General features: G+C 49.6%; 19 protein-coding genes and 1 tRNA gene. 10 read left to right on the top strand and 10 right to left on the bottom strand.

Going from position 1 to position 26,792, the window contains the following annotated elements; translation table 11 throughout:
• Positions 1-238, bottom strand: a 238-nt coding sequence (locus BLQ88_RS18435; RefSeq protein ID WP_090153195.1) for an ISAon1 family transposase N-terminal region protein, incomplete at its 3' end; no start/stop codon positions are given.
• A 195-nt stretch (positions 239-433) separates the two neighbouring features.
• Positions 434-506: transfer RNA gene (locus BLQ88_RS18430), tRNA-Lys, on the bottom strand.
• Between the two features lie 240 nt (positions 507-746).
• Between BLQ88_RS18430 and BLQ88_RS18425 the strand changes: the two genes are divergently transcribed.
• From BLQ88_RS18425 to BLQ88_RS18405, 5 genes are all read left to right on the top strand, one after another.
• A complete protein-coding gene (locus tag BLQ88_RS18425; RefSeq protein WP_143016868.1) occupies positions 747-1,022 on the top strand; it encodes a hypothetical protein in 276 nt (91 codons plus the stop codon).
• Positions 1,023-1,135: 113 nt separating this feature from the next.
• On the top strand, positions 1,136-1,315 hold the full coding sequence (locus BLQ88_RS18420; RefSeq protein WP_090153135.1) for a hypothetical protein: 180 nt from the start codon (positions 1,136-1,138) through the stop codon (positions 1,313-1,315).
• Between the two features lie 54 nt (positions 1,316-1,369).
• Entirely contained in the window at positions 1,370-4,414 is a 3,045-nt protein-coding gene (locus BLQ88_RS18415; RefSeq protein ID WP_090153133.1) for a sensor histidine kinase, read from the top strand.
• A 3-nt stretch (positions 4,415-4,417) separates the two neighbouring features.
• Entirely contained in the window at positions 4,418-5,224 is an 807-nt protein-coding gene (locus tag BLQ88_RS18410) for a LytR/AlgR family response regulator transcription factor (protein ID WP_090153130.1), read from the top strand.
• Between the two features lie 112 nt (positions 5,225-5,336).
• A complete protein-coding gene (locus BLQ88_RS18405) occupies positions 5,337-7,757 on the top strand; it encodes a TonB-dependent receptor (RefSeq protein ID WP_090153193.1) in 2,421 nt (806 codons plus the stop codon).
• Between the two features lie 81 nt (positions 7,758-7,838).
• Here the strand turns inward: BLQ88_RS18405 and BLQ88_RS18400 are convergent, their stop codons facing one another.
• The gene (locus BLQ88_RS18400; RefSeq protein ID WP_090153127.1) at positions 7,839-8,759 is read right to left on the bottom strand and encodes a LysR family transcriptional regulator; all 921 of its coding nucleotides are present in this window, start codon (positions 8,757-8,759) and stop codon (positions 7,839-7,841) included.
• 76 nt (positions 8,760-8,835) lie between these two features.
• On the opposite strand from BLQ88_RS18400, the gene BLQ88_RS18395 reads away from it, so the two are divergent.
• Positions 8,836-9,591 (top strand): MBL fold metallo-hydrolase, encoded by a 756-nt coding sequence (locus tag BLQ88_RS18395; protein ID WP_090153121.1) that lies wholly within the window; start codon positions 8,836-8,838, stop codon positions 9,589-9,591.
• Positions 9,592-9,657: 66 nt separating this feature from the next.
• The gene (locus tag BLQ88_RS18390; protein WP_090153119.1) at positions 9,658-10,266 is read left to right on the top strand and encodes an alpha-ketoglutarate-dependent dioxygenase AlkB family protein; all 609 of its coding nucleotides are present in this window, start codon (positions 9,658-9,660) and stop codon (positions 10,264-10,266) included.
• Here the strand turns inward: BLQ88_RS18390 and BLQ88_RS18385 are convergent.
• The 7 genes from BLQ88_RS18385 to BLQ88_RS18350 form a co-directional block, all read right to left on the bottom strand.
• Positions 10,263-11,090: a hypothetical protein gene (locus BLQ88_RS18385; RefSeq protein ID WP_090153116.1), complete on the bottom strand. Its 828-nt coding sequence runs from the start codon at positions 11,088-11,090 to the stop codon at positions 10,263-10,265. The two genes, BLQ88_RS18390 and BLQ88_RS18385, sit on opposite strands and share 4 nt — an antisense overlap.
• A gap of 33 nt (positions 11,091-11,123) precedes the next feature.
• Positions 11,124-11,684: a T9SS type B sorting domain-containing protein gene (locus BLQ88_RS18380; RefSeq protein WP_090153114.1), complete on the bottom strand. Its 561-nt coding sequence runs from the start codon at positions 11,682-11,684 to the stop codon at positions 11,124-11,126.
• A gap of 127 nt (positions 11,685-11,811) precedes the next feature.
• The gene (locus tag BLQ88_RS18375; RefSeq protein WP_090153112.1) at positions 11,812-12,816 is read right to left on the bottom strand and encodes a hypothetical protein; all 1,005 of its coding nucleotides are present in this window, start codon (positions 12,814-12,816) and stop codon (positions 11,812-11,814) included.
• Between the two features lie 72 nt (positions 12,817-12,888).
• Complete coding sequence (locus BLQ88_RS18370; RefSeq protein ID WP_090153110.1) at positions 12,889-13,317, bottom strand: hypothetical protein; 429 nt, start codon at positions 13,315-13,317, stop codon at positions 12,889-12,891.
• A 228-nt stretch (positions 13,318-13,545) separates the two neighbouring features.
• A complete protein-coding gene (locus tag BLQ88_RS18365; RefSeq protein WP_143016867.1) occupies positions 13,546-13,842 on the bottom strand; it encodes a hypothetical protein in 297 nt (98 codons plus the stop codon).
• Between the two features lie 709 nt (positions 13,843-14,551).
• Entirely contained in the window at positions 14,552-14,962 is a 411-nt protein-coding gene (locus tag BLQ88_RS36470; protein ID WP_143016866.1) for a hypothetical protein, read from the bottom strand.
• A gap of 12 nt (positions 14,963-14,974) precedes the next feature.
• Positions 14,975-20,926, bottom strand: coding sequence for an FG-GAP-like repeat-containing protein (locus tag BLQ88_RS18350; protein WP_229212740.1), 5,952 nt, complete (start codon positions 20,924-20,926; stop codon positions 14,975-14,977).
• 422 nt (positions 20,927-21,348) lie between these two features.
• Here BLQ88_RS18350 and BLQ88_RS18345 point away from each other — a divergent pair, with 422 nt between their 5' ends.
• From BLQ88_RS18345 to BLQ88_RS18335, 3 genes are all read left to right on the top strand, one after another.
• Entirely contained in the window at positions 21,349-21,792 is a 444-nt protein-coding gene (locus BLQ88_RS18345; RefSeq protein WP_090153099.1) for a hypothetical protein, read from the top strand.
• Positions 21,793-22,070: 278 nt separating this feature from the next.
• The gene (locus BLQ88_RS18340) at positions 22,071-25,208 is read left to right on the top strand and encodes a SusC/RagA family TonB-linked outer membrane protein (protein ID WP_090153097.1); all 3,138 of its coding nucleotides are present in this window, start codon (positions 22,071-22,073) and stop codon (positions 25,206-25,208) included.
• A gap of 9 nt (positions 25,209-25,217) precedes the next feature.
• Positions 25,218-26,717 (top strand): RagB/SusD family nutrient uptake outer membrane protein, encoded by a 1,500-nt coding sequence (locus BLQ88_RS18335; RefSeq protein ID WP_229212739.1) that lies wholly within the window; start codon positions 25,218-25,220, stop codon positions 26,715-26,717.
• The last annotated feature ends 75 nt before the right edge of the window (positions 26,718-26,792 follow it).

Raw genomic sequence — 26,792 nt, 5'->3', positions numbered from 1 at the left:
TGCGGCGTTTGATGTGAAGGAAGACCTTATGGCCCCGAATTGGAAAATCCTGAACAGTAATCATCGGAAAGAACCCTTTGGAGAGCAAATTCTTCCTCTCCGGGTCATTCTCATCCGCATTCTTCTCATCTATATGCACGTGAAATACTCCATCCTGACGGTCGATGGATGTCAATTCAAAATTTTCAAGGATAAACTCTGGTAATAGAAACTGGATAATAGGCAAGAAACTCTCCAAAACGAACTAGGTTGATTAAAAACACAAACCTAGAAAATCCTATGCGCTCCACAAGTTTTTGATTTGATCCGCAGGTTACCGAATAGGTTACCGAATGCTTTGATCTGGATTGAATCAGAATGATATGCCTATCTTCGAAAACAGTGAAAAAATGACGTTTTTAAACGAAAAAAGCGCCCTTTGAGGCGCTTCAAGTGATCCCGCTGGGATTCGAACCCAGGACCCATACATTAAAAGTGTATTGCTCTACCAGCTGAGCTACGGAATCGATCTATATTTTAGTGGCGCTTTTTCTGACTCTTTGAAACTTTGTGGCTTTCATGAAAACTTAACATTCAGCCTTTTTTCGTTTCGATCTGTCTGCCGCAGCGCCGTATCGTGGTGCAAAAGTACAATTGGGATTTTATCAAACAAATTTTGAGAGCACTATTTTTTAAGCGGAAATGCAGGAAATTTCGCAATTAACTCACATTTAGAAATTTAAACGCCTAAAAAAATTTAAATTTTTTTGAATTCATATACCGGTAACATGCGGGGTGCGGATGGCGATCAGCAGTGTGGCTACGGCGATGCGTTGGGGGAGGTGGAAAAAGTCATGTTCAGTGGCCGCTCCGGATATCAGATGTTTTCCGCCAGCTATGGGTTTGGTAGTGCCGGATTTGAAGCTGCGGCCATTTTTGTGCGGTTTCCGGCGATTTTTAGGGTATCAATCAATCAAAAATCAACAACAGGCGTATGGAAAGAGGCGATAACCGGGCAAAAAGAGAGGGGAAGAGGTTGGTGAAAGGGGAGATCAGGAAGTTTTTTGACCGGGAGTTCGACTGGATTGCATTGCTGTTTATCACAGTGATCATCCTGTTAAGCCTCGTATTTTTCTGAACGCCACCGCACATGCTTATGAAGACATTTTTAACTTACCTTACTTTCGCGGCTTTGCTGACGCTCTGTTACATCGAAAAAATCAATGCTGAGGCTGCGAAAAGCCTGGCTCGCAGGCGTGCAGCACGTAATAGTGCGCAGATCCACACGTCGGTCCGGGCCGAAATGCAGGTCGCGATGGTGCAATTCAGGGAGTAAGAAGCGTCGCGGTTTCGCTTAAAGATATTATTTGCTCAGCTTTCCTGAACCCGCATGCGGATTTCCGTTTCTTCGATGCTCGTTTTTCTGATCGGCATAAGTCTGCTTGGCGGTAGTGCCCGTGCGCAGATGCCCGTGATCACGCTCGAACATCTCACTACCAAGGAGGGGCTGCCTTCCAACGACGTTTGGTGCCTCAACAAGGACAGGCACGGCTTTCTGTGGATCGGGACGGGGCGGAATCTTTGCCGGTACGACGGCTATTCGTTCCTGCGCCTGGATAGCCTGCAACTGGGCTATTGCTCGGGAGTATCCACGGATTCGAAAGGTGATTTGTACACTTCGGTGGATACACGCGGGATAGCCCGGATTGACCGGAAAACAATGGAGGTCACCACATTGGTACACAATAATTACGACGACCAGGACATCGGGAACGACCTTCACGAACAGGGGATGGTGGATTCGTACGATCAGATGTGGGTTTGCGACTATACCTCGGTACAGCGGTACGATATCGCCCGCAGGAAGCTCTCGCGCTACACATTTGCGGCTTCCGGCAACGGCGGGGACGTGTACCAGTACGCGAGCTTTTTCGAAGACCACCAACGTGTATTGTGGATCGTTTCGGAGCTCGGTTTGTATTATTACGATCGCAAGGCCGACAAGCTGGTGTGCGTGCTCGGACCGGCGGCGGTTTATCCCGAAAACCGGATCAGTATCCGCCTGAGCCGGGGTTCGCAGGACTCGGCGGGCAATCTCTGGATCGGTGGTTATGAGTATGGCTTGATAAAATATTCGCCATCCGATCACAAATTTTCGATCCGGAAGGCCGGTTTTGAGCAGAACGACGTGGTTTGCGTCCGCGAATCGCGGGATGAGAATGGGCGGAACGCGCTTTTCGTGGGCACGAACGACGGTGTCAGCGTCTACTACCCCGAGCGGGATGAACTTTACCATTTGCCCGAATTCTACAACCAGGGCATCCGGATCAAGGACATGTGCGACGACGCCGCGAACGGCATTCTCTGGATCGGGACGAGCGACGGCATTTTCAAATACCGCTACCGGAACATCGGCATCCGCACCGTAGCGATACCGCCGGGCGTGGTGCGCATGCCGGTGAAGGTAGCCAGCATCCAGCCCGCTCAGGAAGGCGGCTACTGGCTTGGGTTGTCGCATTCGGGCGTGCTGTACTGGCAGCCGTCGGTCAATAAATTCAAATTGTACCGGTACGCAGAGGAAGAGGCGTTCGCGGATAAGGTGCGGACCATCGGCGGAAAACCCTTTGCGTTTACCGACAAAGGTGCATTTGCCCTGGATAGCAGCTCGCAAAGTTTTCAGCCGTGGCAGGAAGGAATGCAACTGTTCCATAACAAGGATTTTCGGGATGGTTTGCTGGACAAAAAGGGCCGCCTCTGGATCGCCAACCTCAATGAAGGACTGAAAGTAATCGATCCGTCCACGAAGCAGGAGCTGCATTTGTGGGCGCCGGAAGAGGGTCGTAAGCTGGTCTATCAGAGTTATATTAAATGCATCCGCGAAACGCCCGACGGAAGGATGTGGATCGCTACCTGTTCGCGGGGGTTGTTTTATTTTGACGAAAAAAATGCTGTCTTTACAAATATCGAAAAGCTGGCGATCAACAAAGGCAAAAGGCTGGGCGGGGAGTGTATCAATGCGATCCAGGTAGCGGCGGATGGCAGCATTCTCGTGGCAAGCTGGGGCGGGGTGTCCAAAGTCGCACCGAATGGTTTGATCAAATATTCGTTCGATTTCAATTCTGGTAAATTAAAAGATACCTATTGCTCCAACATCGCCGAAACGCCCGACGGCCGGCTGTGGTTCAGTACGAATGAAGGCATTCATGTGGCCGATCCGAAGACGCGCACCGTCCGCTACCTTACCACGATCGAGGGACTGCGGAGCAATGCACCGGTCGGATTTTATTACAATGCGCCCGGCGAACTATTGCTCGGGCATATCAACACGCTGAATATTCTCGACATCCGCTTGCTCGGCGGAAGTGTACGGTCACCGGGCATTGCTTTGGCGTCGGTGGAGGTGAAGGGTAAAAAGATATTTCAGGACCCGGCGAGTGAAATTGTGCTCCAACCCGACGAGAATTCGGTCAATTTCAGTTTTACCACGCTGAATTTCGAACCGGCGTCACAGAATCGTTTCAGTTATCAGCTGGAAGGCTATGACGACGACTGGATGGACATTGGCAATGAGCACACGGTATCGTTCGCTAACCTGCCGGCAAGCTCGTACACATTGCGTGTCCGCAGCAGCAATGCGTCGGGCATTGCGAGCAAAGCGCCGCTGGTGGTCAGGCTTACCATTCGCCCATATTTTACGAGCACATTGTTTTTCCGGGTACTTATCGGCCTCACGATCGCCGGGCTGATCGTGGCCATGATGCGCTGGCGCGTGAGCACGCTGGCCGAGCGCAACCGGCTCGACCACCAGATTACCGAATGGCGCCTCAAAGCATTGCAGTCGCAGATGAACCCGCATTTTTTGTTCAATTCCCTCAATTCGGTGCAGAACTACCTGCTTACCAACCGGGGCGTGGAGGGGGCCAAATACCTTTCGAAGTTTTCGAAGCTCGTGCGGCGCATTATGGAAAACTCGAATCACCAGTACTTGTCGTTCGAAAAAATCATCGATACGCTCCGTATGTATGTGGAGATCGAGTCTTTCCGGTTCAACCACGAGTTTACCTATTCTTTTGATATAGAGGAAAATGACGTGCTGCTCGATACGCAACTGCCGCCGATGCTCTTGCAGCCTTATGTGGAGAATGCGATCTGGCACGGGCTGATGCCGAAGGAAGGAGATAAAAAACTGACGATCACCGCGCGCCTGAGCGACCGGCACATTATCTGCACGATCGAAGACAACGGCGTCGGCCGGGATTTCTCCCCGCGCACGGAAGGGCACATTTCGAGAGGGCAGGAAATGACGCGCGGTATTTTCGAGGCACTGCGGCAGCGGGACAGCGAGGCGCGCATTGAAATGATCGATCTTTTTGATACACAAAATAAACCGGCCGGTACGCTGGTGAAAATGATCATACCGATTGAAAACGTATAAACTATGACCCAATCTCTACGCGCTGTTATCATCGACGACGAAACCAATGCCCGCGAGGCGCTCACCAACCTGCTCCGGATCGTAAGCCCGGAAGTGACGGTGTGCGGCGAAGCGCGAAATGCCGACGCGGGCATCGAACTCATCCAAAAGGAGCGGCCTAACCTGATTTTCCTCGACATCCAAATGCCTGGCAAAACCGGTTTCGACCTGCTTTCGAGCTTTGAAAAAGTCGATTTCGGGGTCATTTTTACGACAGCCTACCAGGAGTACGCCATTCGCGCATTTCGTTTCAGCGCAATCGATTATTTGCTCAAACCCATCGATCCCGACGAGCTCCAAACGGCCGTAGCAAAGTTTAAGGACAAGGTAGGGAGCGTAAATCCAGAGCAGTTGCAGATTTTGCAGGAGCAGCTCGATCCGGTGCGTGCGCCGCGGCTCGTTGAACGGAAACGCAATGATAACCAGCGCATTGCATTGCCTACTGCGGAGGGCATCCATTTTGTGCAAATGACGGACATTATCCAATGCGAGTCGCTGGGTTCCTACACCAAGTTCCACCTTATCAAAGGCCCGGCGATCGTCGTGTCGAGGCTTTTGAAAGAATATGAGGAAATCCTCGACAACTACTATTTCTTCCGGGTGCATCAGTCCAACATTATCAACCTCGAACACATCAAACGGTACGTAAAGGGCGACGGTGGGCAGGTGTGGATGAGCGATAACACCGAAATCGAGGTTTCGCGGCGGCGGAAGGATGAATTCCTGTCGTTACTGTCGGATTTTTATGTGAATTCGGGCAAGCTGAAATAACATTCACACCGGCCTGGCTGCAAGCGGGCGGCATTAAGTAGTGTTCTTTGTCGTATTTTATTGTTTAGATTTAGTTTAAATAATACTTTTGCGCGAAATCTAAATGAATGCTATGACAAAAAAGCTATTTCTACTCGCGATAACACTCTATTTCATTGCTGCAAAGGCATTTGCACAAAACGGCGCCATCAGCGGATCGGTGCGCACGTCCGACGGTGAACCGGTGGAGCTGGTTACGGTGAATGTGAAAGGTACTGCCAAAGGCGCATTGACCGACCGCAACGGTAAATTTCAGATCAAAAACATTCAGCCCGGTTTGCACCGTCTGGTAGCGTCGTTCATCGGCCTTGAAAAACAGGAGCAGACGATCGAAGTGACGGCCGGCGGCACCGCAACGCTGGATTTTACACTGAAAGAAAACTCGGCACAGTTGCAGGAAGTGATTGTATCGGCCCGCAATCTGAACCGCGAAAACATGATCGTGGCTAAAATCCCGCTGAAAAAGCTCGAAAACCCGCAGGTTTACAACACGGTTTCGTCGGAAATCATGAAGCAGCAGGGCATTACCAACTACGACGACGCACTCCGCAACGTGCCAGGGATCTCGCGCACGTGGGAATCTACGGGCAGGGCAGGGGATGGGGCTTCCTACTTCGCGTTGCGCGGTTTTGATGCACAGCCATCGCTCTACAACGGCCTTCCGGGTCTCACGAGCGGTAACCTCGACCCGGCGAATGTGGAGGAAATCCAGGTGATCAAAGGGCCGTCGAGCACGCTTTTCGGCGGTGCGTTTTACAGCTACGGCGGGATGATCAACACCATTACCAAGAAGCCTTACCACCAGTTTGGCGGCGAAATCGGGTATAATGCAGGTAGTTTCGGGTTAAATCGCGTGACAGCGGACATCAATGCGCCATTGAGCAAGGCCGACAAGATCGCGTTGCGCGTGAACACGGCCTACCATTCGGAAAACAGTTTCCAGGATGCCGGTTTCAAAAAGTCGTTTTTCATCGCGCCTTCGCTCGTGTATGAGGTAAATGACCGCCTGTCGTTTCATTTACTGACCGAAATCCTGGAAGAGGAAAGAGCGGTAGCGCCGGTATTTTTCCATTCCGATCGTTTGAGCCCATTACCTTTCAAAAACCTGCAAGAACTCAACCTGAACCCGCGTCTTTCGTTTACCTCGAACGACCTCACGATCCGCAACCCACGCTTCAACTTACAGGGACAGGTTGTTTACAAATTGTCGGATCAATGGACGTCACAGACCGTTTTTTCAAGAGGAACCGTGAAGTCGAACGGCATTTATACTTACATCTGGGACGATGTTTCGGGCGACAACTGGTTTAGCCAATATTTCCATAAAGAGCAGCAAACGACCAACACGACCGATATTCAGCAGAATTTCAATGGCGATTTCAAGATCGGCAACATGCGCAACCGCCTGCTGGTCGGCGTGGATTATTTCAGAAGAAATGTGATCGACAACGGCTCCGGCTGGGCTTCGGCACGGAATGTGACGCCGCAGGGCGATGTTAACTACGTCGATCCGTACTCGGGCGACACGCTCGCACCCGTGTACCTTACGGCGGCGTCGATCGATAACCTCCTCGCGGGCCTAGAAGGCAGTGCCAGCAACATTACCAACACCTCGTTCGGTGCATATGCGTCCAACGTGCTCAATATCACGCCGAAACTGAGCGCGATGGTGAGCTTGCGGGCCGATTACTTCGATTCCAAAGGCGAGCGGAGCACTTCCGAGGACGATTTCGACCAATGGGCATTGTCGCCGAAGTTCGGGATCGTGTACCAGCCGGTACTGGACAAGGTTTCGATTTTCGCGAACTACATGAATGCGTTCATCAACGTCGCACCGCAGCAGGTTACCGACCTCGACGGCAGCAATCCCCGCATTAAATCGTTCCGCCCTGAGCATGCCGATCAGTGGGAATATGGTATCAAAACCAACCTCTTTTCCGATAAACTCGCAGCCACGCTTTCGGTTTACGACATTAAAGTATCGGACCGCGTAATGCCTAATCCCGCCAATATCCGCGATTACACGCAAGGTGGAAAGGTTGGCAGCAAAGGTTTCGAGCTCGACCTGGTGGCCAATCCGGTAACCGGCCTGAACCTGATCGCAGGTTTCAGCCACAACAAAACCAAAGTAATTTCCGGCGATGCGGAAGATTTTTACAGCGAACCAGGCCGTGCGATCGGTGGACAAGGCCCGCAAAATCTGGCCAATTTCTGGGCAACTTACCGTATCAACAGCGGTACGCTGAAAAATGCCGGCTTCGGCATTGGCGGGAACTATGCGGGAGAGTACAAGGTGATCGACAACAGCAAGACGGGCGTATTTACGCTCCCAAGCTACACTTTGCTGAATGCGAGCGTATTCTACAATGCAAACCATTTCCGCATTTCACTGAATGTGAACAACCTCACGAGCAAGGAATATTACATCGGTTACTGGTCGGTGAACCCGCAGAAGCCAAGAAATTCTACATTGAGCGTTGCCTATAAATTTTAGGTAACGAATAAATTAACCCGGGGCCGGAAGCAGCGTTACTGCTTCCGGCTTTTTTATTTCAGGCTACGAAATGCCCTGAACTCAGGCCATTACCGGGTTTTCCACTCCCAGCAATGCCGATTGTATCCTGCTCACAAGCCCGCTCAATGCTTCGCTACGGTCCTTGTGTGTGCAAGTGTACCAGTGACGTGTACCCACCTCCGAACGAAAAGGCAATGTCGTAAGCCCGCCGGTGCTCAGGTATTGGCGGGCCGCCCATTCGGCCATGATCGTGATGCCCAGGCCAAACCTCACCATCTCCACAATGGCCCCGGTCATGGGAATGTGGGTGATTTTTTTAGGCGAAAGATGAGATACCAGGTCGGGCGACAGCAGGTTACTGTTGGCGCTCGTCTGGAATGCGATCAATGTTTCGGGATGCATGTCCGAAAATTCCAGCGGTGTATTGCGCAATGCAAGCGGGTGCTTGTCCGAAACCAATGCCACCATCCGGTCTTCGAAAAGCGGCTCGAAATGCAGGCTGCTGTTATTATTGGTACCATTCACGAGCGCCAGTTCCAGCTTGCCTGCTTCGAGGTATTCCATGGGCCGGCGCGTCGCTTCCGCCACGATCTGGATCTCGGTGCCGGGGAAATGCGCATTGAAATCACTTAGCAGCCGCGGCAGCCAGTGGTAGCACGTGTAGCATTCGGTACTGATCCGGATCGTCTGCTTTTTTCCCTCCCGCATTGCTTTCAATTCGTTTTCCAGCTCGCGGATCACCGGCAGTACTTGCTGCGAGCTGTTCACTACGCGCTGGCCGGCCTCATTCAGCACGAGTTTCTTGCCGATCCGGTTGAAAAGCTTCACGCCGCTGGCCGCTTCCAGGTCGCGGATCTGGTGGCTCAACGCCGATTGCGTGAGATTGAGCTTCTCGGCAGCTTTGGTAACCGAGCCTTCGCTGGTAATTTTTTCAATTATATAGAGGTGTTGGAGTGTTAGCATATCATGAGTATTGTTCATTGTTTTGATAAAAATAAATCATTTTTCTCATATATCTAAAACAAATACTTTTGTGCTGTACTAAAAACAACAGCACATGAAACTTCAAAGACTATCCTGGGCAGGCCTGAAAGTAGAATCCAACGGCCAGACATTGATCATAGATGCAGTACAGAATTACCAGCGCGGCTCCAATATCGGTCCCGAAAACCCGTTCCGCTTCGTAGAAACCCCGGTTGACCTGGCGCTTATCACGCATTTGCATTCAGACCACTACGATCCCGAAGCGATCCGCACGGTGCTGAAACCGGAAGGCCGTTTTATCGTCTCGGAACAGATTGCTGCCGAAGTTACCAAAGACGGTTTCGCCCCGCTCACACCGGCATTGAACACGCCGCAGCAAATCGGAAACTTCACCATCACAGCCGTTTTCGCGATGGATGGCATCGGCGACAAGCAGGTTTCCTGGGTCATCGAGGCTGACGGCCAGCGGATTCTGCACGGTGGCGACACGATGTGGCATAACCAGTTCTGGCAGTTAGGCAAAACCTGGCCGCATTTCGACGCCGTGTTCCTCCCCGTGAATGGTGCCGTCGTGAGCATTGCCCCGCGCGTGGAGCCCAGCCCGGTGCCTATCACGCTCACGCCCATTCAGGCGATCACCGCTACGCGTTTGCTGCACGCCGATGTGCTGGTACCCATTCATTATGGCTTCCACAAAGAAGGAATGTACCATCAGTTTGCGCAGATGGAGGAAGAACTTACCGTGCACGCCGAAACGCAGAATGTGAAGGTGCAATGGGTAGAACCGGGAAATGAAGTGCCACTGCCGGTTGCCGCCCAGCAAGCCTGATCGAATGTCCAGACTTTTTTGCCCAGTTTGTTGTTATGTTTGGAAATACATCAATCAGCAAACTGAATGAAACAATTAAGTCTTTTCGGCTCGCAGGAGGCGCTACAATTTCCCGAAAACCTGCTGGAATACTATCCCGGTTTCGTGTCGCCTGCGGATAGTGCCGCACTAATGCGCCAATGGATTGCGGAAACGCCCTGGCGGCAGCAGGTAATGCAAATGTATGGCAAAGAGGTGACCGCCCCCCGGCTGATGGCCTGGTTCGGCGATACCGATAGGTCCTATACGTTTTCCGGAACGCGGTTCGAACCCTACCCATGGACGGACGAATTGGCGAACCTCAAACAGCGGATCGAAGAGCAGACGGGTTTCGCATTCAACAGCGTGCTGCTCAATTATTACCGCGACGGCAACGATTCCGTAGCGTGGCATGGCGACAATGAGACGGAGCTCGGCCGGAACCCGATCATCGCGTCTGTGAGCGTGGGGCAGGAGAGGAGGTTCGAGTTCCGTTACCGGCCCGATCACTCACGGAAATACGGGTTGACGCTGGAAAACGGGTCGCTGCTCATCATGAAGGGCGATTTACAGCATACCTGGGAGCACCGTATCCCGAAATCGAAGACGCAGAACGGGGCCAGGATCAACCTGACGTTCAGGAGAATCACTTTCTAAGGCACGTAATTCGTGAGCGTCGAGTAGTAGCTATTGATAAATGCCACGTTCATGAGGCTCATGTCGGAAGCATCCACGCCGCCGTCCAGGGTAGCATCAGTGAGAAGGTATTGGTCATAAATACCTTTCAGGAAATCGTTGGTAGCGATTGACATATCGGTAGCATCGACAGACAAGTCGTTGGTTACATCACCCGCCCATAGGTACCATTTCCCATTGACGCTTCCCATTTGGGGGGCGTCACCGGGGAGTTGGCTGGCTTTATTTAAGGCCGTTGTGAAATCGTACGCCGCTGTACCGGCATTGAAAGCAGCGATTGAATTGCTGAGGACGGCCAGATGGTTCCGATGGAAAACGGCTACCCGTACCGGCGAGCTTTGCCCGACGAATTCAGGAAGCGTACCATCGGTGTCTACAATACTTCCATTGGGTTTCAGAAGAAGGCTTTTCGATTGAAGTTTTACGGCAGGATTGACGGCATCGCGAATTTCTATCCTGATCCAATCCACTACCGAACCGGCGGCTCCCGCCGGATTGCCGATATTGTTGTAAGTTACATTCCCGCCGTAGGGGTCCGTAGCGGGCAGCAAACCCGAATTTGCGCTGAAATAGGTTTGCAGATCGGTCGCCATGTTAGCCTGTCCCGCGCGGTACCCGCCCCTTAGAAGTACCTTTGCATCGAGCTGGACGAGGCTGGCATTAAATTCCCGTTTGGTCCGGTTGCCGGCATTGTCGTAGGTGAATTTGATCTGCGCAAGGATGATATTGGGAAACGCGACCATCATCACAAAGGATATCAGTCTGTTGAGGTGTGTGTTCTTCATAGGTATAACTGGGATTATAATGTGATTTTCGTTTTATTTAAAACAATCCTTCTCTCCATTGGCAATTGATTCATCCAATGTGCCCTCCTTACTTGCCTGAATAGGATAAAAGCAACCGGTTTTTGTCTGAAATACTTCCGAGCTGCTCCCGCATACGATCGCACACGCGCGGCCTTGAACAATGTGCTTGTTCGCCAGCATATCGTCTACCCGCATTTTATATCGGAACGCCCCTTTGTACCGCGAACCATCCGGTCGTAATCCGTCCCATCCGTACTCTTCCACAGGCATTTTGGAATTGAAATAGGGTTTTTGATACAGCATTGTATCACCCTCAATACTGTAAACGGCAAAGCCCCATACGTCGGTAACGACATCATTTACGACAGGGAAGAAATAATCATTTACACCATCCTTGTTGGGCGTAAACACATTGGGCATGTAGATCCGCTTCTTTTCATAAGAGAACTCTACGGGTTCGGTGCCGCAGCAGGATTCGTATTCCTGACTAACCGCTTTCGGATCATCTTGGGAAGAACAAGTACTGGCGGTGGAAATGAGAAGGAGAATGAAGAGTGTAAATGTGTTTTGCATTGATGAAATATTTTAATGTTCGTATGGTTAAATGCTTTAATTGCCTGTGCCTGTGCTAACAACGTTGCGAGAAGTATGATCGAAGCTTTTGTTTTCATGGCTGATGATTGATCGATTATTTTTATAACTATTCGACAATGCCCATCGGAATCGAATTTCCACGCCGGTGATTGATTTTGAACCTGAACAAATTGATTTTGTGTGGAGATAGTGAGAAAGCTATCATTGCACCTGCCATTCCGAAATAGATACCTGCATTGCCGGGGTCGGTAAAAGAACCCGCTCTGTCATAGAATAATTTATGGTCGATTTTTTTAATTTCAAAGAGACCTTCGGAAGTGGCTTTGAATAACTTTATACCATCGGATATAGCATAAAATCCGCTCGTTTCCAGTTGCACTTTTTTTCTTCTGGAACCAAATATTCGGTAGGCTGTGAACTTGCCTTTTTTTGACTTCTCGACAAGGATTTCTGCTTCAATGTCTGGTTTATTTTCCTTGAAATGTGAATAGTCTTTGAAAATACCGGATGTGGGCTTCTGATTGGAGAATATGGGTAGTTTACTAATTTCCAAACTATCAAAATGTTCCAGCTCGGAACGCGTAAGAACCGGCCTCTCTCGATTGTTTTCGGTCTTTGCGGCAGTTTTTGAGAGATTACAGAGTTCATCACTAACCAGTCGAAATAGCTTTTTTGTGACGTCGAATCCTTTGACTGTGAAGATGCTGTCAGTCGTCAATATCTCGGAATACGTTTCAAGATCATTTTTAATAAACAACCTGGTCGATAATTTTAGTTTCCCGGTTTTCGGGACACTTTTCGTATTCTCATTCATAAATAATTCATTTAGAATAAAGACGAGTTTTTTGGGAGTTTTCAAATCGCCATTCGGCGCTTTAAAAAATGGGACGAGACTATCGGCCATATTTCCTGTAAAGACGATTTGTTCCGGCTTGTTGGTTATCCCTTTGTGAATAAAACCCACTAGCTTTTGGCCTTCTCGCAAGTCAAGTACTTCAACATCTGTAAATACGGGCTCAAAATCGCCACAATGAGGATTAAGTGTAAGGCTGATTTGTCCAAGCGAAGGAAGCGCGACCAATATGGTAAGTAATAGAAGAGGTATTTTCATGTAATCTGAATGGACTTGACTATTCAGGCTTAAAATTTGTACAACTAAAAGTGTCATAATGTTAATTTGTATTTAATTAGCCAATATCAGGACTACAACCAAATTTACTCCCAAACCAATGCCCCAGTTAGACCAGACTTTCCGCTGTTTTATTTTCTTCTCCCTTCTAGTGTAAGCCTTATAATACGTCGCTTGCTTGAACAATTCTTCATTAGGATACCCCAAATTGTCAATTTTAGGATAAGTAGCAGAGCATAAAATGGCTGGAATAAGACCGATTACCGGTGATAGCAGACTCGTTAGTAATGTTCCCGTTGCCGCGCCTTTGTACCTCTTGTAATGCCGGGCCGCATCGATCTGCCCCTTGATGTTCAGATCCTCCGGTTTGTCGATTGTATAGGGTTGCGATTTTTGTACGATTGCCATCGAATCGATATGGGCTTGGGCAACGCTTAAAAGCGGCAGGAGAGCAATTAGAATGATGGATAGTGCATTTTTCATAGTGGATGGTGTTATGTAGATATTTAGTTTATTTTATTAGTAGAAAGTGTAAAGATGTTTTCAATATAAATCAAGCGATGTAAAGTTGATTAATACATGAAAATACAGTCGAAAATACTTTTTAGAATTGCATAATTATTTAATGGCATTTCAAATTTTTTATCGGTTAGTGAATAAGTTTATTTAGCATAAAGTGTAAATAGTTGTTTGGTAATTGACTGAACTTTATCAAAGTGGGCCAAAAAATGCGACCAATAATATATCTGATTGATAAACAGCGTTCAAGTATGGTGCTTCATTCTTTATATTCAAGGCGATATTTATTCCTTCATTTTCCACTGACTCAATCAATGAATATGGATGGCAATCACCGTTGTTCATTTCTTCATACTTCTGCATCCACACGCTGAGACTTTTTATTAACGGCGAACTAATGGGTAGATTTTCCACCATTACGCGCTTGCTGGAACAGAAGCATCGTATGCGTACACCATTGTGCGCCGCGTCGATGATAATATGCTTCATATTTATTGTGTGTTTATCATGGTGTTTTAACTGCGACATGCTGGTATGCTGCCGTCTAATAATCAGGAAGTTATATTGATATATTTTGGCGCAAATATGATGTAGTCCCGCGAGGCATTTTCAATTGTAATGCAGCGATGACAGTCAGGGTCCTCACGGTGGCAGGTGCTAGCAACGAGGCCTATTAATGTTAAGAGTAATATTGGTTTGCTTTTCATGGGTAGGTAATTATGTGGTCGTTAACTTCTAGGTCGTGCAGACTAATGTCTTTTCTAGCTAGTATGAGATATTTACTTTGTACCTGTTTCCAGCCATACTTACGAACGGTGTCTGGGGAAAAGAAAAATACACTGAGTGTTTCTGCTGGTAGCGCGTCAAAGAATTTCTGCCACGTTTTATGCGACTCATATGGTTGCTGTTTTAAGGAAAGAATGTCGCCATTTACAGCTGAATCCTGAATGGAGGTATCTGGATAGATCTTACTTATTTTATAGAATACCAGATTACTGCTATTGTTCTGGACGTGCAGAGTGTATGCAACCCGAACCCCGAATGGATTTTCACAGGAATTTGAACAGGCAGATAGTGAAATGGTAGTAACTAGTGTGGTCAAAATTCGTATCATGTTAATTGGCTTAAAAGCTCGAATGGTAGAGGTATGATGGACGAAATATGAAGAAATACAGATCTATCATGGATAGCCTGGATTTCATGGGAATGTGATCAGATAGTCGCTAGCTTCCAAGTTCTGTAAGCCTATGTCTTTTCGTTTTAATATTAAATACTTGCTTTGTACCTGTTTCCATCCATACTTGCGAACGGTATCAGGTGAAAAGAAAAAGACGCTGAGCGTATCCGCTGGCAGGGACTCGAAAAACTTCGGCCAGGTTTTGCGCGACTCATATGGGTGTTGCATTGAAGGTGCGAGACCTCCCATTTGTAATGAGTCTTGAATAGATGTGTCTGGGTATATTTTGCTCACCAGATAAAAAATTGGGCTACTGCTATTGTTTTGAATGTGAAGTGTGTACGCCACTGGAAATCCAAAAGGATTTTCACAAGAATTTGTACAGGAAATCAGAGAGACAATAAGAATTAGAGTGATTGAAAGATGCTTCATATTTATAGGTGTTTAAAAGTTAAGTAGTGAAAGATATGATGGCGGAAATAGAAAGAAATACCAGTCTCTGACATATTTAAGTCTGTATTCGTCACTCCAAGGATTGCCATTAGTATTTGCATTAAGGCTCTCTTGATGGTGTTTCATTAAGTATTTATAGGACATTTTATTAGCCTGAATTTCGTTCCACTCATGGTCGTGATTATGCCAGCCGATTTGATCAAGTGTTGACCCAATGATGCTTGGGACACCCACATGAGTGATGTAAAGCGGTCCATGGAGTTTGCTTTGAAGCGTATGACCGTACTCATGACGGAACATGTCGTCGCCAATTACCATGTCTTCCGAATTAATGTAGGGCCCAAGAGTTAATCCCCATTTCTCCACTCCATTAGAATTGACTAACGTCGCTCCATGCCAATATTCAACGTTGTCAACTTGTCTGGTACCGTTTCTGAAATGAGAATAGAGGTTACCCAGAACCGTCTGTGGAGCTTCCCAGGTAAATCTGGAAAGTAATGTGCCTGCTCGGCCGAAAAAATCTTGCTTAGGATCGGTCTTGAAAACCCCCATATCAATTTTCCAGGCATTGTTCGTCCTGGTTCCTGGTGCAGTCGGATCAAAGTTTCGCCATGCATTGCTTCTGGCCGCCCTGCTTGTCGGATCAAAACCACCATGAAGAAATGCTGTCTCAAATAGATCGCCTGTGAAAGTCATTATAGTTCCAAAAAATTGCCCACTAGGATCCACATACTTCAAAGGATTATTCATCACATAGCTATACCGGTTATACGCCTGCGTCGAATACGCATTCTGCACAAAATTGTCAGGACTCAGCACCCTGCCGACCACCGGGTCATACATCCGCCCATTCATGTTGATCAAATTGAAATTGGTCAGATGCTCATGGCCGGTAAAGCCGCGGTACAGGTAGCTGGTGGGCGTGGGAACATTGGCGTAATCCCAGTTAGCAGGATGGCGCAGCCGGCCCCAGGCGTCAAAGTTCTGGTCGAGGATGACGGTGCCGTTGGGGGCGGTTAATGTGAGCAGCGAGCCGAGGTGGTCGGTGTAGGTGTAGTAGTATTGGTCGGTGCCGTTCTCGCGGATCACGATGGCCGAGAGCCCGGCGGGCGTGTGAATGTAATGCAGGTGCTTGTCGGGCACGCCGGTGGTGATGTCCTTTTCGTAGTTTCCGAAATAGTAATGCGTATTGATCAATGCGCCGTTCTTTTTCATGACGCCTTTGATGCGCTGGTAACCGGCATCGTAGGTGTATGTGAGCTCGTAAGGCTGGCCTGAACCGTTTTCGGTAATTTTTTCAGGTTGGTTAAAGGATGTGTACGTGACGTCCTGTGTGAGCATGGGTAGCGCGGTGGTAGGAGCGATGATGCCCGCGAGTGCATTGAGTTTGGCGGGATGGTAGCTGAACTGTTGCCCGGCATCGGTTTTGGAGGCAATGTTGCCCGAAGGCTCGTAGGTGACCGTTTGCACGGGCTTGCCTGCGACTGTGGCCGTAAGCAGCCGGCTGAGGTTGTCGTACGCGAAGCTTTCTTCCTTGTTTTTGATGTAATCCTTACGCTTGGTGAGGTTGCCTTTGGGGTAATCCCAGCTCAGTTCCAGGTTCTGCACGCCGACGGTGGAAAACAGCTTTGGAATGCCGTAGTCGTAATTGATAACCGACGATTTGCCGTTGCCCAGCATGTAAGCCGAGTTCTGGCCCAGGCCGTTCATACCGGTATTGGTGTAAAGGGTTATGGAGCTGTTTGTGTTTTTGATCGTCATGGGATAACCATTGGCGTCGTAAGCGTGATTGGTAGCAAAGCCCGATGGGTACAGTACCGAGGCAATGTCCCCGTAATTGTTGTACGAATAAGTCGTTGTGTAGGGGTTGCCATCGATGGTTTTGGTAACGGTAGCCAGCCTGTCAAATGCGTCATAGGTGTAGTCTTCCACGTTACCGGCAAAACCGGTCACTTTCTCGATCTGGTTAATACCGTTCCCGGAGGCCCGGTATTGGTAAATGGTCGCTGGCTCGCCTGCTTTTGTTCTGGTGGCGATTCTCCCTGCGACATCGTAAGTTAAAGTGTAGACAGCTCCGTTGGCATTGGTTTGGCTGACCAGCTCACCCAGCGAATTGTAGTCGTACGCGGTGGTGCCCGCATTCGGTTCTGCTAGCTGGGTTTGGTGACCGTAGCCGTCATATTGATTACTGGCCAGCGCAACAGCACCGTTCTTGACTTCTTTTACCCCGCCGTGACTGAAATAGGTGTACGCCAATGTCCCGCCATCGTCGGTCGAGCTGATCACTTTTCCGCTGGCGTCTGTTTTTTGGGAGGTTGTGCCCGCCGGAGTGGTCGTGGTAGTCGTGAGGTCGCCGCCTGCATAGGCGTAGCTGATCGTTTTCGTGCCCAGCGCGCCATTATTGATGCTGCTAGGCCTGTTATATTCGTCGTATTGCGTCGTGGTGGTGATGAATGTTTCGCCTGCTTTGTAAGGCTGGGTGCTGGAAGCGATATTACCCCTTGCATCATAGTTCTGGACCTGTGTGACCACCTGGTTGCCAAAGCCTTCGGTCTCTTTCCTGATCTCTCGGCCCAACAGATCATACCAGGTTTTGACGTTGGGCTTACCCGGATGGGAAGCCAGGCTGTACCATACGGCGCCACCGGCGAGGTCCCATCCGTAGCTATGGGTGATGTTGTAAGCAGCCAGGGCCGGGACGGTCGTAACGGTGGGCCTTCCGAAAACATCATACTGAAATGTGGTAACCAGCCCATCGACGCCCGTCGAGGTCAAAGGCGTGCCCCATTTGGGATCATAGGTTGCCGTAGAGGGCTGGCCGAGTTCGTTGACGCTGGATTCTGCATAGCGGCCTTTCAGGTCATAGATCGACGAAGTGTTTCGTGGAAGAGATGCTGCCGGGCCGTTCGGCGTGACAGTGGTCTTTTTCAGGTTGCCCAAAGGAAAGTATTCGTAGGTCGTGACTACATTTTTAGGAAGACCTGAGAAATCGGTTTTCGAAGTAAGCTGGCCCATGCCATTATATCCGTAACCCGTCACAAAACTAAATGCAGGCTGCCCCGATCGGGTAGTTGAAACGGTCACTGATGTGGGCTTATTCAGTACCCCGGCCGGATAAGCGCCGTAAATGATATCATTGACAGCCGTTTCCACGCCATTATTAACCGTACTTTGCTTGACGTTTCCAAAATCGTCATACACATTGACGGTACTGGTTGTCCTGCCTTCCAACACCTTATTTTCAAGGATATTGGTGGTTTTTACCCAGAAACGTTTGGCGGCCGGAGAAACGAATACGTTGGTATTGGTGGTCTGGCTTAGCAGGGCGCTGGTTGACGAAAGATAAACAGAAGTGCGGTAGGGGACTGCCGCGTAATAGGTCGTATTGAATTCATTTTCAGCGACTGTTTTAATTCCTGCCGCCAGGTTGTTGGCCGTTATTTTGCCGAATCCCAGGAAACCCTTCCCGGCGCGGTGAAACTTGGCTGCTTCATAAGTGTACTGAGTGGTATTGTTGCCGCCAATCCCGTTCTGCACTTTAAAATCGGAAACGGCGTGAAGGGCCGGCTGTATTGCATTGAAAGGGTAAGCGGTGAGATTTCCCCGAATATGGAAGCCGTTTTCGTCGGTCAGCTTCTTGTAAACCCACTCGGTAACATGGTTGTAGCCGTTTTTTACTTTTTCGATTAGATTTTCCCTGCCTTCTTTTTTGAAGTAAAAAAGATCCATTTTTACATTGATGTTCTTGAAATTGGCGATATCAGCCCGGTGGTCACCATTGAAGTCGCCAATCATCGGGGGAGGCGCACCCAGATTTACTGCGTAAGTGCTATTTACACGATAAAAATTAACCCCGGTACTTGAATAGCCCTTTCCGTAGTAAACATCGAAATTCGAAGGTGCAGCTGTCTGCCACCCGTGGTAAATGTCCGATTTTCCATCTCCATTGATGTCGGCAATGCCCAGCTGGTCGCCGGTAAATGGATCGGTATCGGGAATCGTATTAAATGCAAAAGGGGATTCATAGAAGCCTATTCCGTTAGAAATCAATATTTTCCATTCGCCCGACGTCGTTAGTTTGGCAAGAATGTCTGTTTTTCCGTCACCATTGAAATCGCCGAAATAGCTGAGGTGATCTTTATTTAAATAGTTGATTGAATAGTGAATGCGCCGGGCGCTCCAGCCGTCAAATGTGAAGACTTCACATTCCAGGCCTTTGATCAGCATGATGTCGCTTTTGCCATCCCCATTAAAATCGACGATATGGACTTTGTCCGCCGTAGGCCAGTCGCTTAACCCTATCGAGAATACGCCTGTAATCCCGGCTGTCCCGAATTCAGGCTGGACTTTCCCATTGTACAGGTGACAATAGTAGAAGTTGCCGGCAGTGGTACCCAGCATGGTGAGTATGTCCTGAACGCCATCTCCGTCATAATCGCCGGGGAAAATGAAATGCCCGCTCGGATGGATTTTGGAATAACCAGGGTAAGGGGAAATGTTCAGCGGATCGAATTGAATTGCAGTCTGCCCATTGGTTTGCCAGTCGTAATTCTGAACGGCGCGGTAAATGCGGAGGCTGGTCAATGTGCGGTTTTGCCCCGACCCGGCAACATTGGTCATCAAAACGTCATCGGCCCCATCACCGGTGAAATCGTACGCCGAAAAGTCGAACGAGTTGGGGATACTTTGCTTCTTGACCACGCTATAAGTAATGGGCGCGTCAGTTACATTATCTACAAAAAAGCTATTGGGTTGCCCGATATACGCTGGATATTTTACATAAACGATCATCCTGTATACGGCAGGATTCTGAATAAGACTGGCTTCAAGAAAATCCGTCAACCCATCGGCATTGAAATCTCCGGTGATGGTAGTCGACGATGGATAATCATATCCTTCCGTTTCAACAGTACTGAATTCGGCGGATGGGCTTCCATATGTAAAAATCGTAGCATTGAGCTGCGTCCCGTCGGTTCCCGCCTCGATAACCTCTTTCAAATAGGAATTGATGTTATCGTGTCCGTAGTTGAACTGGTAAGTCTTCACGGTCGCGCCCTCGGCCTTCGTGGTAACCTTGTCGAGCAAACACTTGCTTTCGACCTTTGTGTCGTTTTCAAAGCCCGCATTTTCATCAATGGTGCGGATCTTGTAGTCGAATTTGACCTGATTATAAGGCGCCAATCCTTGCGCCGTATTGCCGGTGTAGTTGATCTCCTCGATGAGCAACGCGAAGCCGCCGCTCTTATATTTGAAAGTAATGTAATTCCCATCCGGGTACAGGATACGCGAAAGCGCCCAGGTAAGCACGGTGGCAAACTGGCCGGTCTGCCTGGAATCCGGCGTGTTTCCGTATTCCATTTTCACGCCGTCTTTGGTAGCTACTTCAAACCACTGCGGACCATTGCCCTGCGTACTTTTGGAGATGATTGTTGCAAAATTCTCGCTTTCAGTGCCATAGGTTGTATTAGGCTCTCCGTAGCTACCGGCTTTGGCAATCAGTCTGGCGCCGTCGAGGGCAAACCGGTCGCTGTTGGTCATCACGACGGCGTTTGTTTCGTTGTCAAAATACATATTCCGCGTGCAGCGGGTTATTTTCGACAACCCTCCAATGTCCCAGCCTTGCCCCAACACGCCGTTTCCCGCCATAGAATGGTAATTGATCGACACTGCCGGGGTGGTACCATTTGTCCCCGGCGGTATGGCAAGGGCTATGGAGTAAGTGGCACCGCCGGAAGCAACATTACCGCTGCCTGAAATACTTCCTACGGGCAAACTTTGGTTAATGGCCCGTCCATCGAAGGTTGCACCGGTGTGCAGGGTTTGGTAAACAACATTTTGGGCCGTCGAATCGAAGCCCGTGAAAATGACCAGAATGAGAAATAACCAGTCAATCCGATAGACCGATACCGGTTTTCTCGCTTTTTGTGTGTAACAAGTGTGCATACTACTACGGGTTTAAACTTGGATAGTGGTGAATGAATAGACAAACGGTACCCGCCGCGCCCTTTTGGAGCGCTTAAATCCACTGGAATTGCGGTAAAGACTTAATGGATCGCGGAATAGCGATTGTAACGATGATCCGGCTTGGGTGGCATGATAGCCGGATTAAGATGATCGGGCAGTATTAAATGAAGTTGAGTAGAAGTGTTGCAAGCAGCAGGGATACGCCGCGTTACAACCTTGGCAAACCTATGTATTTAATTTTGACGAAATTGTAGAAGACGATAGAGGTTTATTTATCGTATTTGTAAATATTTGATAATGAGTAAAATGGAAATATTGTACCGTTAAATAATTGAGCAACTTCCAACGAATACCGAAACCCCCGCATCTATGTAACCGAAACCAATTTCAATTCTTAGCCCATGAAAACAACCCGCTTACTCCTTTCGCTGCTGCTGCTCTGGGCGGTAACGGCCTGCCGGAACGATACCGCCGAGCCGCTCGATGACGCACCGAAAAGGGCTTTCAAAGAAAACAATGGCCTCGTCGGGAAATGGAAGATCGTCGAATACCTTGCGGACCCGGGCGATGGCAGCGGAACTTACCAGGAAGTGAAGGACGATTTCGCTCATACCCTCGAATTCAAAGAGAATGGCGAGTTTGTGGAAAGGAAAGCTCCGGGACAAAATTCGGTTCCGCTGTTCGACGCCTACAAAGTGCTCGACGACAAACGCATCGAATTGATCCCGATCGATAAAAATGCGCCGTCGCAGATCTGGTATTATTCAGATTTGTCGGCCAGCAAACTAACACTGGGCTACGGCTGCATCGAGGCGTGCTCGGGCAAATATGTGGCCGTAGACTAATCCGGTCGGCGCCGGTTTTGGTTGCATTGTTTTTGTATTTGAATGAGAATTGGGCTGGATTTTCCAGCCCAATTTTTTTTGTTCTGCCCATTTGTAATATAAATTCTAGTGTTAATCCATGAGTCTGAAAGACTACTTCTGACCGGATGAAATGCTTGTGTGTTCGAACACATTTTAATGTTTTTTCTTGTTAATCTCGGTTACGCGGCTAATTTTGGTGTGGTTAGAATTCTAACGAATTTATTCTACTCATCCAACCTTAACCAATTTTTAAATCTATGAAACCGAGATTTACCCAAATTCTGTTTCGAACGGCTGCTATGGCAGGACTCGCCGTGCCGCTCATGATCCCGCTGGACGCTCCCGCGCGCCACTTGGAGAAATTTGCGGGGCGCATTAGCCTGCTGCACGCGGCCCCACCGAACGCGGCCCGGCCGAATGCGGCCCAACCCGTAAAAGGGAAGGTGGTCGATAGTAAGGGCGTGCCGCTCACGGGTGTGAATATCGTGATCCAGGGTACGACCGTCGGGACGCAGACGGACGTCGACGGACAGTTCACGATCACCTCCAACAACCCCGACGACGTGCTCGTGGCCAGTTTCATCGGTTTCAAGAGCCAGAATATCCCGGTAGGCAACCGCACGGTAATCGACATTACCTTAATGGAAGATGTTTCCAGCCTCGACGAGGTGGTCGTTACGGGCTATTCGAGCAGATCGAAGTCGGAACTGGTGAGCTCGGTTTCGGTAATCAAAGGATCGGAGCTGCAAACCGTCACCAGCAACAATACGGCTACAATGCTGCAAGGCCGGGCGGCGGGCGTGGTGGTGTCGAGCGCAAGCGGCGCGCCGGGGACGGAGCCGAGCGTACGTGTACGCGGGACCGGTTCCATTACCGCCGGTGCCGAGCCGCTGTACGTGATCGACGGGCTGATCGGCGGAACTGCAAATCCCAACGACATCGCTTCCATTTCTATCCTGAAAGACGCCGCCGCCACCGGTTTGTACGGTTCGCGTGCGTCCAACGGCGTTGTCGTGATTACCACCAAAACAGGCAAGCCGGGCAAGACGCAGATCAATTACAATGGTTCGGTGGGTTTCAGCAAGGTATTGCGTGGGAATTTCGAAGTCATGAACGGCCGGGAGCTGTACGATTTCACCAACACCATGTACCAGAACGATTATGATGCAAAGCGCGCCAACTACATCACGCAGCTCAGTGCCACCACACCGAATCCCTCAGAGGCACAAATCAACGCGTACCTGACTGCCAACAACTTTCCAACGGCCTATGCGGGTTATCAAAGCCGCTTCCTGCCTGCCACACCCGGTAATACCGACTGGCTCGACAAAACATTTCAAACCGGCATTACGCATAACCACGCGTTATCGATGTCGGGCGGGAATGACCGTACCCGCTTTCATTTCGGGGCCAACTATTACAATGAGGAAGGTGTAATCCTGAAAACGGGTTACGAAAACGTCAACTTCCGCGCCAATATCGAGCATAACCTCAACAGCAAAGTGAAGCTGACCGCGCGCGTGAATACCTTTTTCAACAACCGCCAGAATGACCAGGGTTATCTGTACCAGGGCTACATCAACCTGCCGTGGGATAATCCGTACAATGCAGATGGCTCGTATCGCTATGTCGATGCCAACACCACCGATTGGTACGGGCGCGACCGGAACAACTTCCTGTTCAACAACCAGTACAATTTCAACCAGAACCGCGGCTCGGGCATTCAGGGAGATATCAAACTGGAATATAACATCTTCGACTGGCTGACTTTCTCGACCTCGAACCGCTACGCCGTCACCAATACCCGCACCGAATCGAACGTGGATGCGCGCACGCCTACGGGCAAGTCGTACAATGGCTCGCTTTCGAACAGCTACGAGTACACGGGCAGTTTTATCACTTCCAACCTGCTGAATGCCAACAAGTCTTTTGGTGCGCACACATTCAATGCGATTCTCGGTGCCGAGTTCCAGGGGAACAAAACCGACGGCATGGGCGGTACCGGTCAGGGCATTTTTCCCTCGCTCGACATCCTCAACGTAACCGCCACCCCGACTTTGCTTAGCGGTTACAAAACCAAAAATGCATTCGCATCCGCATTCGTGAATGTCGATTACGACCTGCATGGCAAGTATTTCGCCACGGTTTCCTTCCGCCGCGACGGTTCCTCGCGCTTCGGGAAGGACAACCGCTACGGTAATTTCTATTCGGCAGGTGCCGCATGGAATATTTCGGGCGAAGAGTTTTTCAGTGGTGTGAAGGATAAAATCCATTTGTTCAAAATCCGCACAAGCTATGGTACCACGGGTAATGCGAACATCGGCGATTTCGTTGCGCAGGATCTTTACGATTTCAATGCACAATATGGCGGGCTGCCGGCCGGTTTTCCAGCGCGCAAGGCAAATCCGAACCTGACCTGGGAAAAGGCCTATACTTATGATGCGGGGATCAATATCGGTTTCTTCAACCGCGTCGATCTCGTGATTGATCTCTATAACCGCCTCAATAAGGATGTTTTGCAAAATGTACCGCTGGAAGCGACAACGGGATTCACCAGCCAGATCCAGAACATCGGATCGGTCCGTAACCGGGGTGTCGATCTTGAAATTACTTCCAAAAATATCCGCGGCGCATTCAATTGGGAAACCAGCTTTAATTTCTCAATTAACCGCAACAAGGTGATCGCGCTCAACAAAAACGAGCCGATTGAAAGCGGTAACCAGCGCATTGAAGTAGGGCGGGAGCTCGGATCGTGGTATATGCGTAAATGGATGGGCGTCGATCCGACGACTGGCGACCCGCTGTGGCTGCTGCAAACGAAGGATGCGTCGGGTAACATGGTCGAGTCGACTACGAATGTTTACAACAGCGCCACACGCGTTTTCACCGGTTCGCGCAACCCCAAGTTTACAGGCGGCATTACCAATACGTTCAAATACGGCGGACTGACGCTCTCGGCCTTCTTTACCTTTGTATCGGGTAACGAGGTTTATATCTACAACCGCGAGCTCTTCGACGACGACGGCGCGTACCCGACCTACAACAAAATGCGTTTGCAGGACGGCTGGACGCGCTGGGAAAAAGAAGGCGACATTGCCACGCACCCGAAAGCGGTCGTGAACGGCAACAAAAACTCCAACAAAACCTCGTCGCGCTACCTCGAAGACGGTAGTTACCTGCGCCTCCGGAACGTAAGGCTGAGCTACGACATCCCCAAAGTATTCACAGACAGGCTGCATATCAGTGGGTTATCGGTATTTGCCAGCGGCGATAACCTGGTTACCTGGACGAAATTTTCGGGCGTCGATCCGGAAGTCGACCTCAGCAATGGAACCAACAGCTCGCGGTATCCGAGCAGCAAAAAGCTCATGTTCGGTGTAAACCTTAATTTCTAAGCCATTACCATGAAACGTTATATTCTATCAACCGCATTGGCCGCCATGCTCAGCGGTGCATTGCTTACCGGCTGCTCCAATGAGCTCAACATTACGCCCTACGACGGCCTTACTTCCACGCAGGTGGTGAACACGCCCGAGGGGCTGAAAGCGGCTACATTAGGTAATTATGCCATTTTAAAAGACGGAAACTATATCCGTTCTTTTCATATGATGTCGGAATTTCCGTCGGATAATGTCTCATTGAGCGGTACTACTTCCGATCCGCTGTATTTTTCATACAATTATAACCATATCAAAACCAGTGCATTGGCTACGAATTTTTATACCAAATCGTACCAGGCCGTTTACGGTACCAATGTGATCATCGGTCTTTTGAAAGAGGGCCAATCGGCCGAGCTCGACCAGGTTTTGGGAGAGAACTACTTTCTCCGGGCATTGCTGCATTTCCACCTCGCCAATGTGTTCGCGCGTCCGTATGCGCCCGACGCCGGGGCTTCCCCGGGTGTGATCGTGGTTAAATCCACCGAGCAGCCGGCGCAGAAAGCCACACGGGGCACCGTGAAAGAAGTGTATGCGGCTATCATAGAGGATCTCGAAAAATCGGTCAGCCTGATGACCGTCGCCAAAAACAACAACTTCGCGTCGAAAGAAGTGGCGTACGCGATGCTGAGCCGCGTTTACCTGTATATGGAGAACAATGCAAAGGCCATTGAGTATGCCAACAAGGTAATCAGCTCGAACCGTTACGCGCTCGTCCCGACGGCCAATTTGCCCAAATACTACACCACAGTGCCCGAATCAAACACGGAAACGATTTTTGCGGTGCGGCATACCGTGAAAGATAACCGTAGCTATTCGGCGATCGGTGCTATGTATTTGTCCGATGGCGAAGGATGGGGTGAAATGTATGCATCGGAGAAGTACCGCAAGCTTATCGACAAGTTTCCCAACGACAAGCGCCGCGAATACATCATCCCGGTGTATGAAAAGAATGCCGACGGATCGATCAAAACCGATGCGGCCGGGAACAAGATCCTGGCAGCGCGGAATGGTTATCCCAAATATTATGTCAACAAATTCTCCTACCAGGAAGGCTATCCCATGCTGAGCTCGCCCGTGCTGTTTCGCCTGGCCGAAATGTACCTGATCCGGGCCGAAGCGAATGCGAAACTAGGCAAGAACGCGGATGCGCTTGAAGACGTGAACCTGATCCGTAAGCGCGCCGGATTGTCGGGTATCGAGCTTTTCTCGGCTTCTAACATGATGGGTTACAGCAGCGTGCTCGACGTGGTGCTGGAAGAATCGCACCTCGAATTTGCCTGGGAAGGGTTGCGGAAAAACGATGTGTTCAGGAACAAACGCACCATGGAACGCAACTACCCCGGCACGCATTTGCTTGCGGGCGCGGTGAAGCAGGAGATCCCGTACACACATCCGCGCGTGGTGCATTTCTTTCCCGAGGCCGAAACGGTGCTGAACCCGTCGCTGGTACAGAACCCGGAGTAGCATATACGCCAACCGGCACGTTAATGCCCCGTCGTCCGGCGGGGCATTTTTGTTTGCGTAAAATGATTATTTTTA

Source organism: Dyadobacter soli, assembly GCF_900101885.1.
Taxonomy (GTDB): Bacteria; Bacteroidota; Bacteroidia; order Cytophagales; family Spirosomataceae; genus Dyadobacter; species Dyadobacter soli.
The sequence above is the reverse complement of the archived record's forward strand: the minus strand, read 5'-3'. Positions and strand labels throughout refer to the sequence as shown.

Coding starts and splice junctions, on each gene's coding strand:
- BLQ88_RS18420 (WP_090153135.1), top strand. CDS start 1,136: ATGAAGACATTTTTAACTTACCTTACTTTCGCGGCTTTGCTGACGCTC.
- BLQ88_RS18415 (WP_090153133.1), top strand. CDS start 1,370: ATGCGGATTTCCGTTTCTTCGATGCTCGTTTTTCTGATCGGCATAAGT.
- BLQ88_RS18410 (WP_090153130.1), top strand. CDS start 4,418: ATGACCCAATCTCTACGCGCTGTTATCATCGACGACGAAACCAATGCC.
- BLQ88_RS18405 (WP_090153193.1), top strand. CDS start 5,337: ATGACAAAAAAGCTATTTCTACTCGCGATAACACTCTATTTCATTGCT.
- BLQ88_RS18400 (WP_090153127.1), bottom strand. CDS start 8,759: ATGAACAATACTCATGATATGCTAACACTCCAACACCTCTATATAATT.
- BLQ88_RS18395 (WP_090153121.1), top strand. CDS start 8,836: ATGAAACTTCAAAGACTATCCTGGGCAGGCCTGAAAGTAGAATCCAAC.
- BLQ88_RS18390 (WP_090153119.1), top strand. CDS start 9,658: ATGAAACAATTAAGTCTTTTCGGCTCGCAGGAGGCGCTACAATTTCCC.
- BLQ88_RS18385 (WP_090153116.1), bottom strand. CDS start 11,090: ATGAAGAACACACACCTCAACAGACTGATATCCTTTGTGATGATGGTC.
- BLQ88_RS18380 (WP_090153114.1), bottom strand. CDS start 11,684: ATGCAAAACACATTTACACTCTTCATTCTCCTTCTCATTTCCACCGCC.
- BLQ88_RS18375 (WP_090153112.1), bottom strand. CDS start 12,816: ATGAAAATACCTCTTCTATTACTTACCATATTGGTCGCGCTTCCTTCG.
- BLQ88_RS18370 (WP_090153110.1), bottom strand. CDS start 13,317: ATGAAAAATGCACTATCCATCATTCTAATTGCTCTCCTGCCGCTTTTA.
- BLQ88_RS18365 (WP_143016867.1), bottom strand. CDS start 13,842: ATGAAGCATATTATCATCGACGCGGCGCACAATGGTGTACGCATACGA.
- BLQ88_RS36470 (WP_143016866.1), bottom strand. CDS start 14,962: ATGAAGCATCTTTCAATCACTCTAATTCTTATTGTCTCTCTGATTTCC.
- BLQ88_RS18350 (WP_229212740.1), bottom strand. CDS start 20,926: ATGCACACTTGTTACACACAAAAAGCGAGAAAACCGGTATCGGTCTAT.
- BLQ88_RS18345 (WP_090153099.1), top strand. CDS start 21,349: ATGAAAACAACCCGCTTACTCCTTTCGCTGCTGCTGCTCTGGGCGGTA.
- BLQ88_RS18340 (WP_090153097.1), top strand. CDS start 22,071: ATGAAACCGAGATTTACCCAAATTCTGTTTCGAACGGCTGCTATGGCA.
- BLQ88_RS18335 (WP_229212739.1), top strand. CDS start 25,218: ATGAAACGTTATATTCTATCAACCGCATTGGCCGCCATGCTCAGCGGT.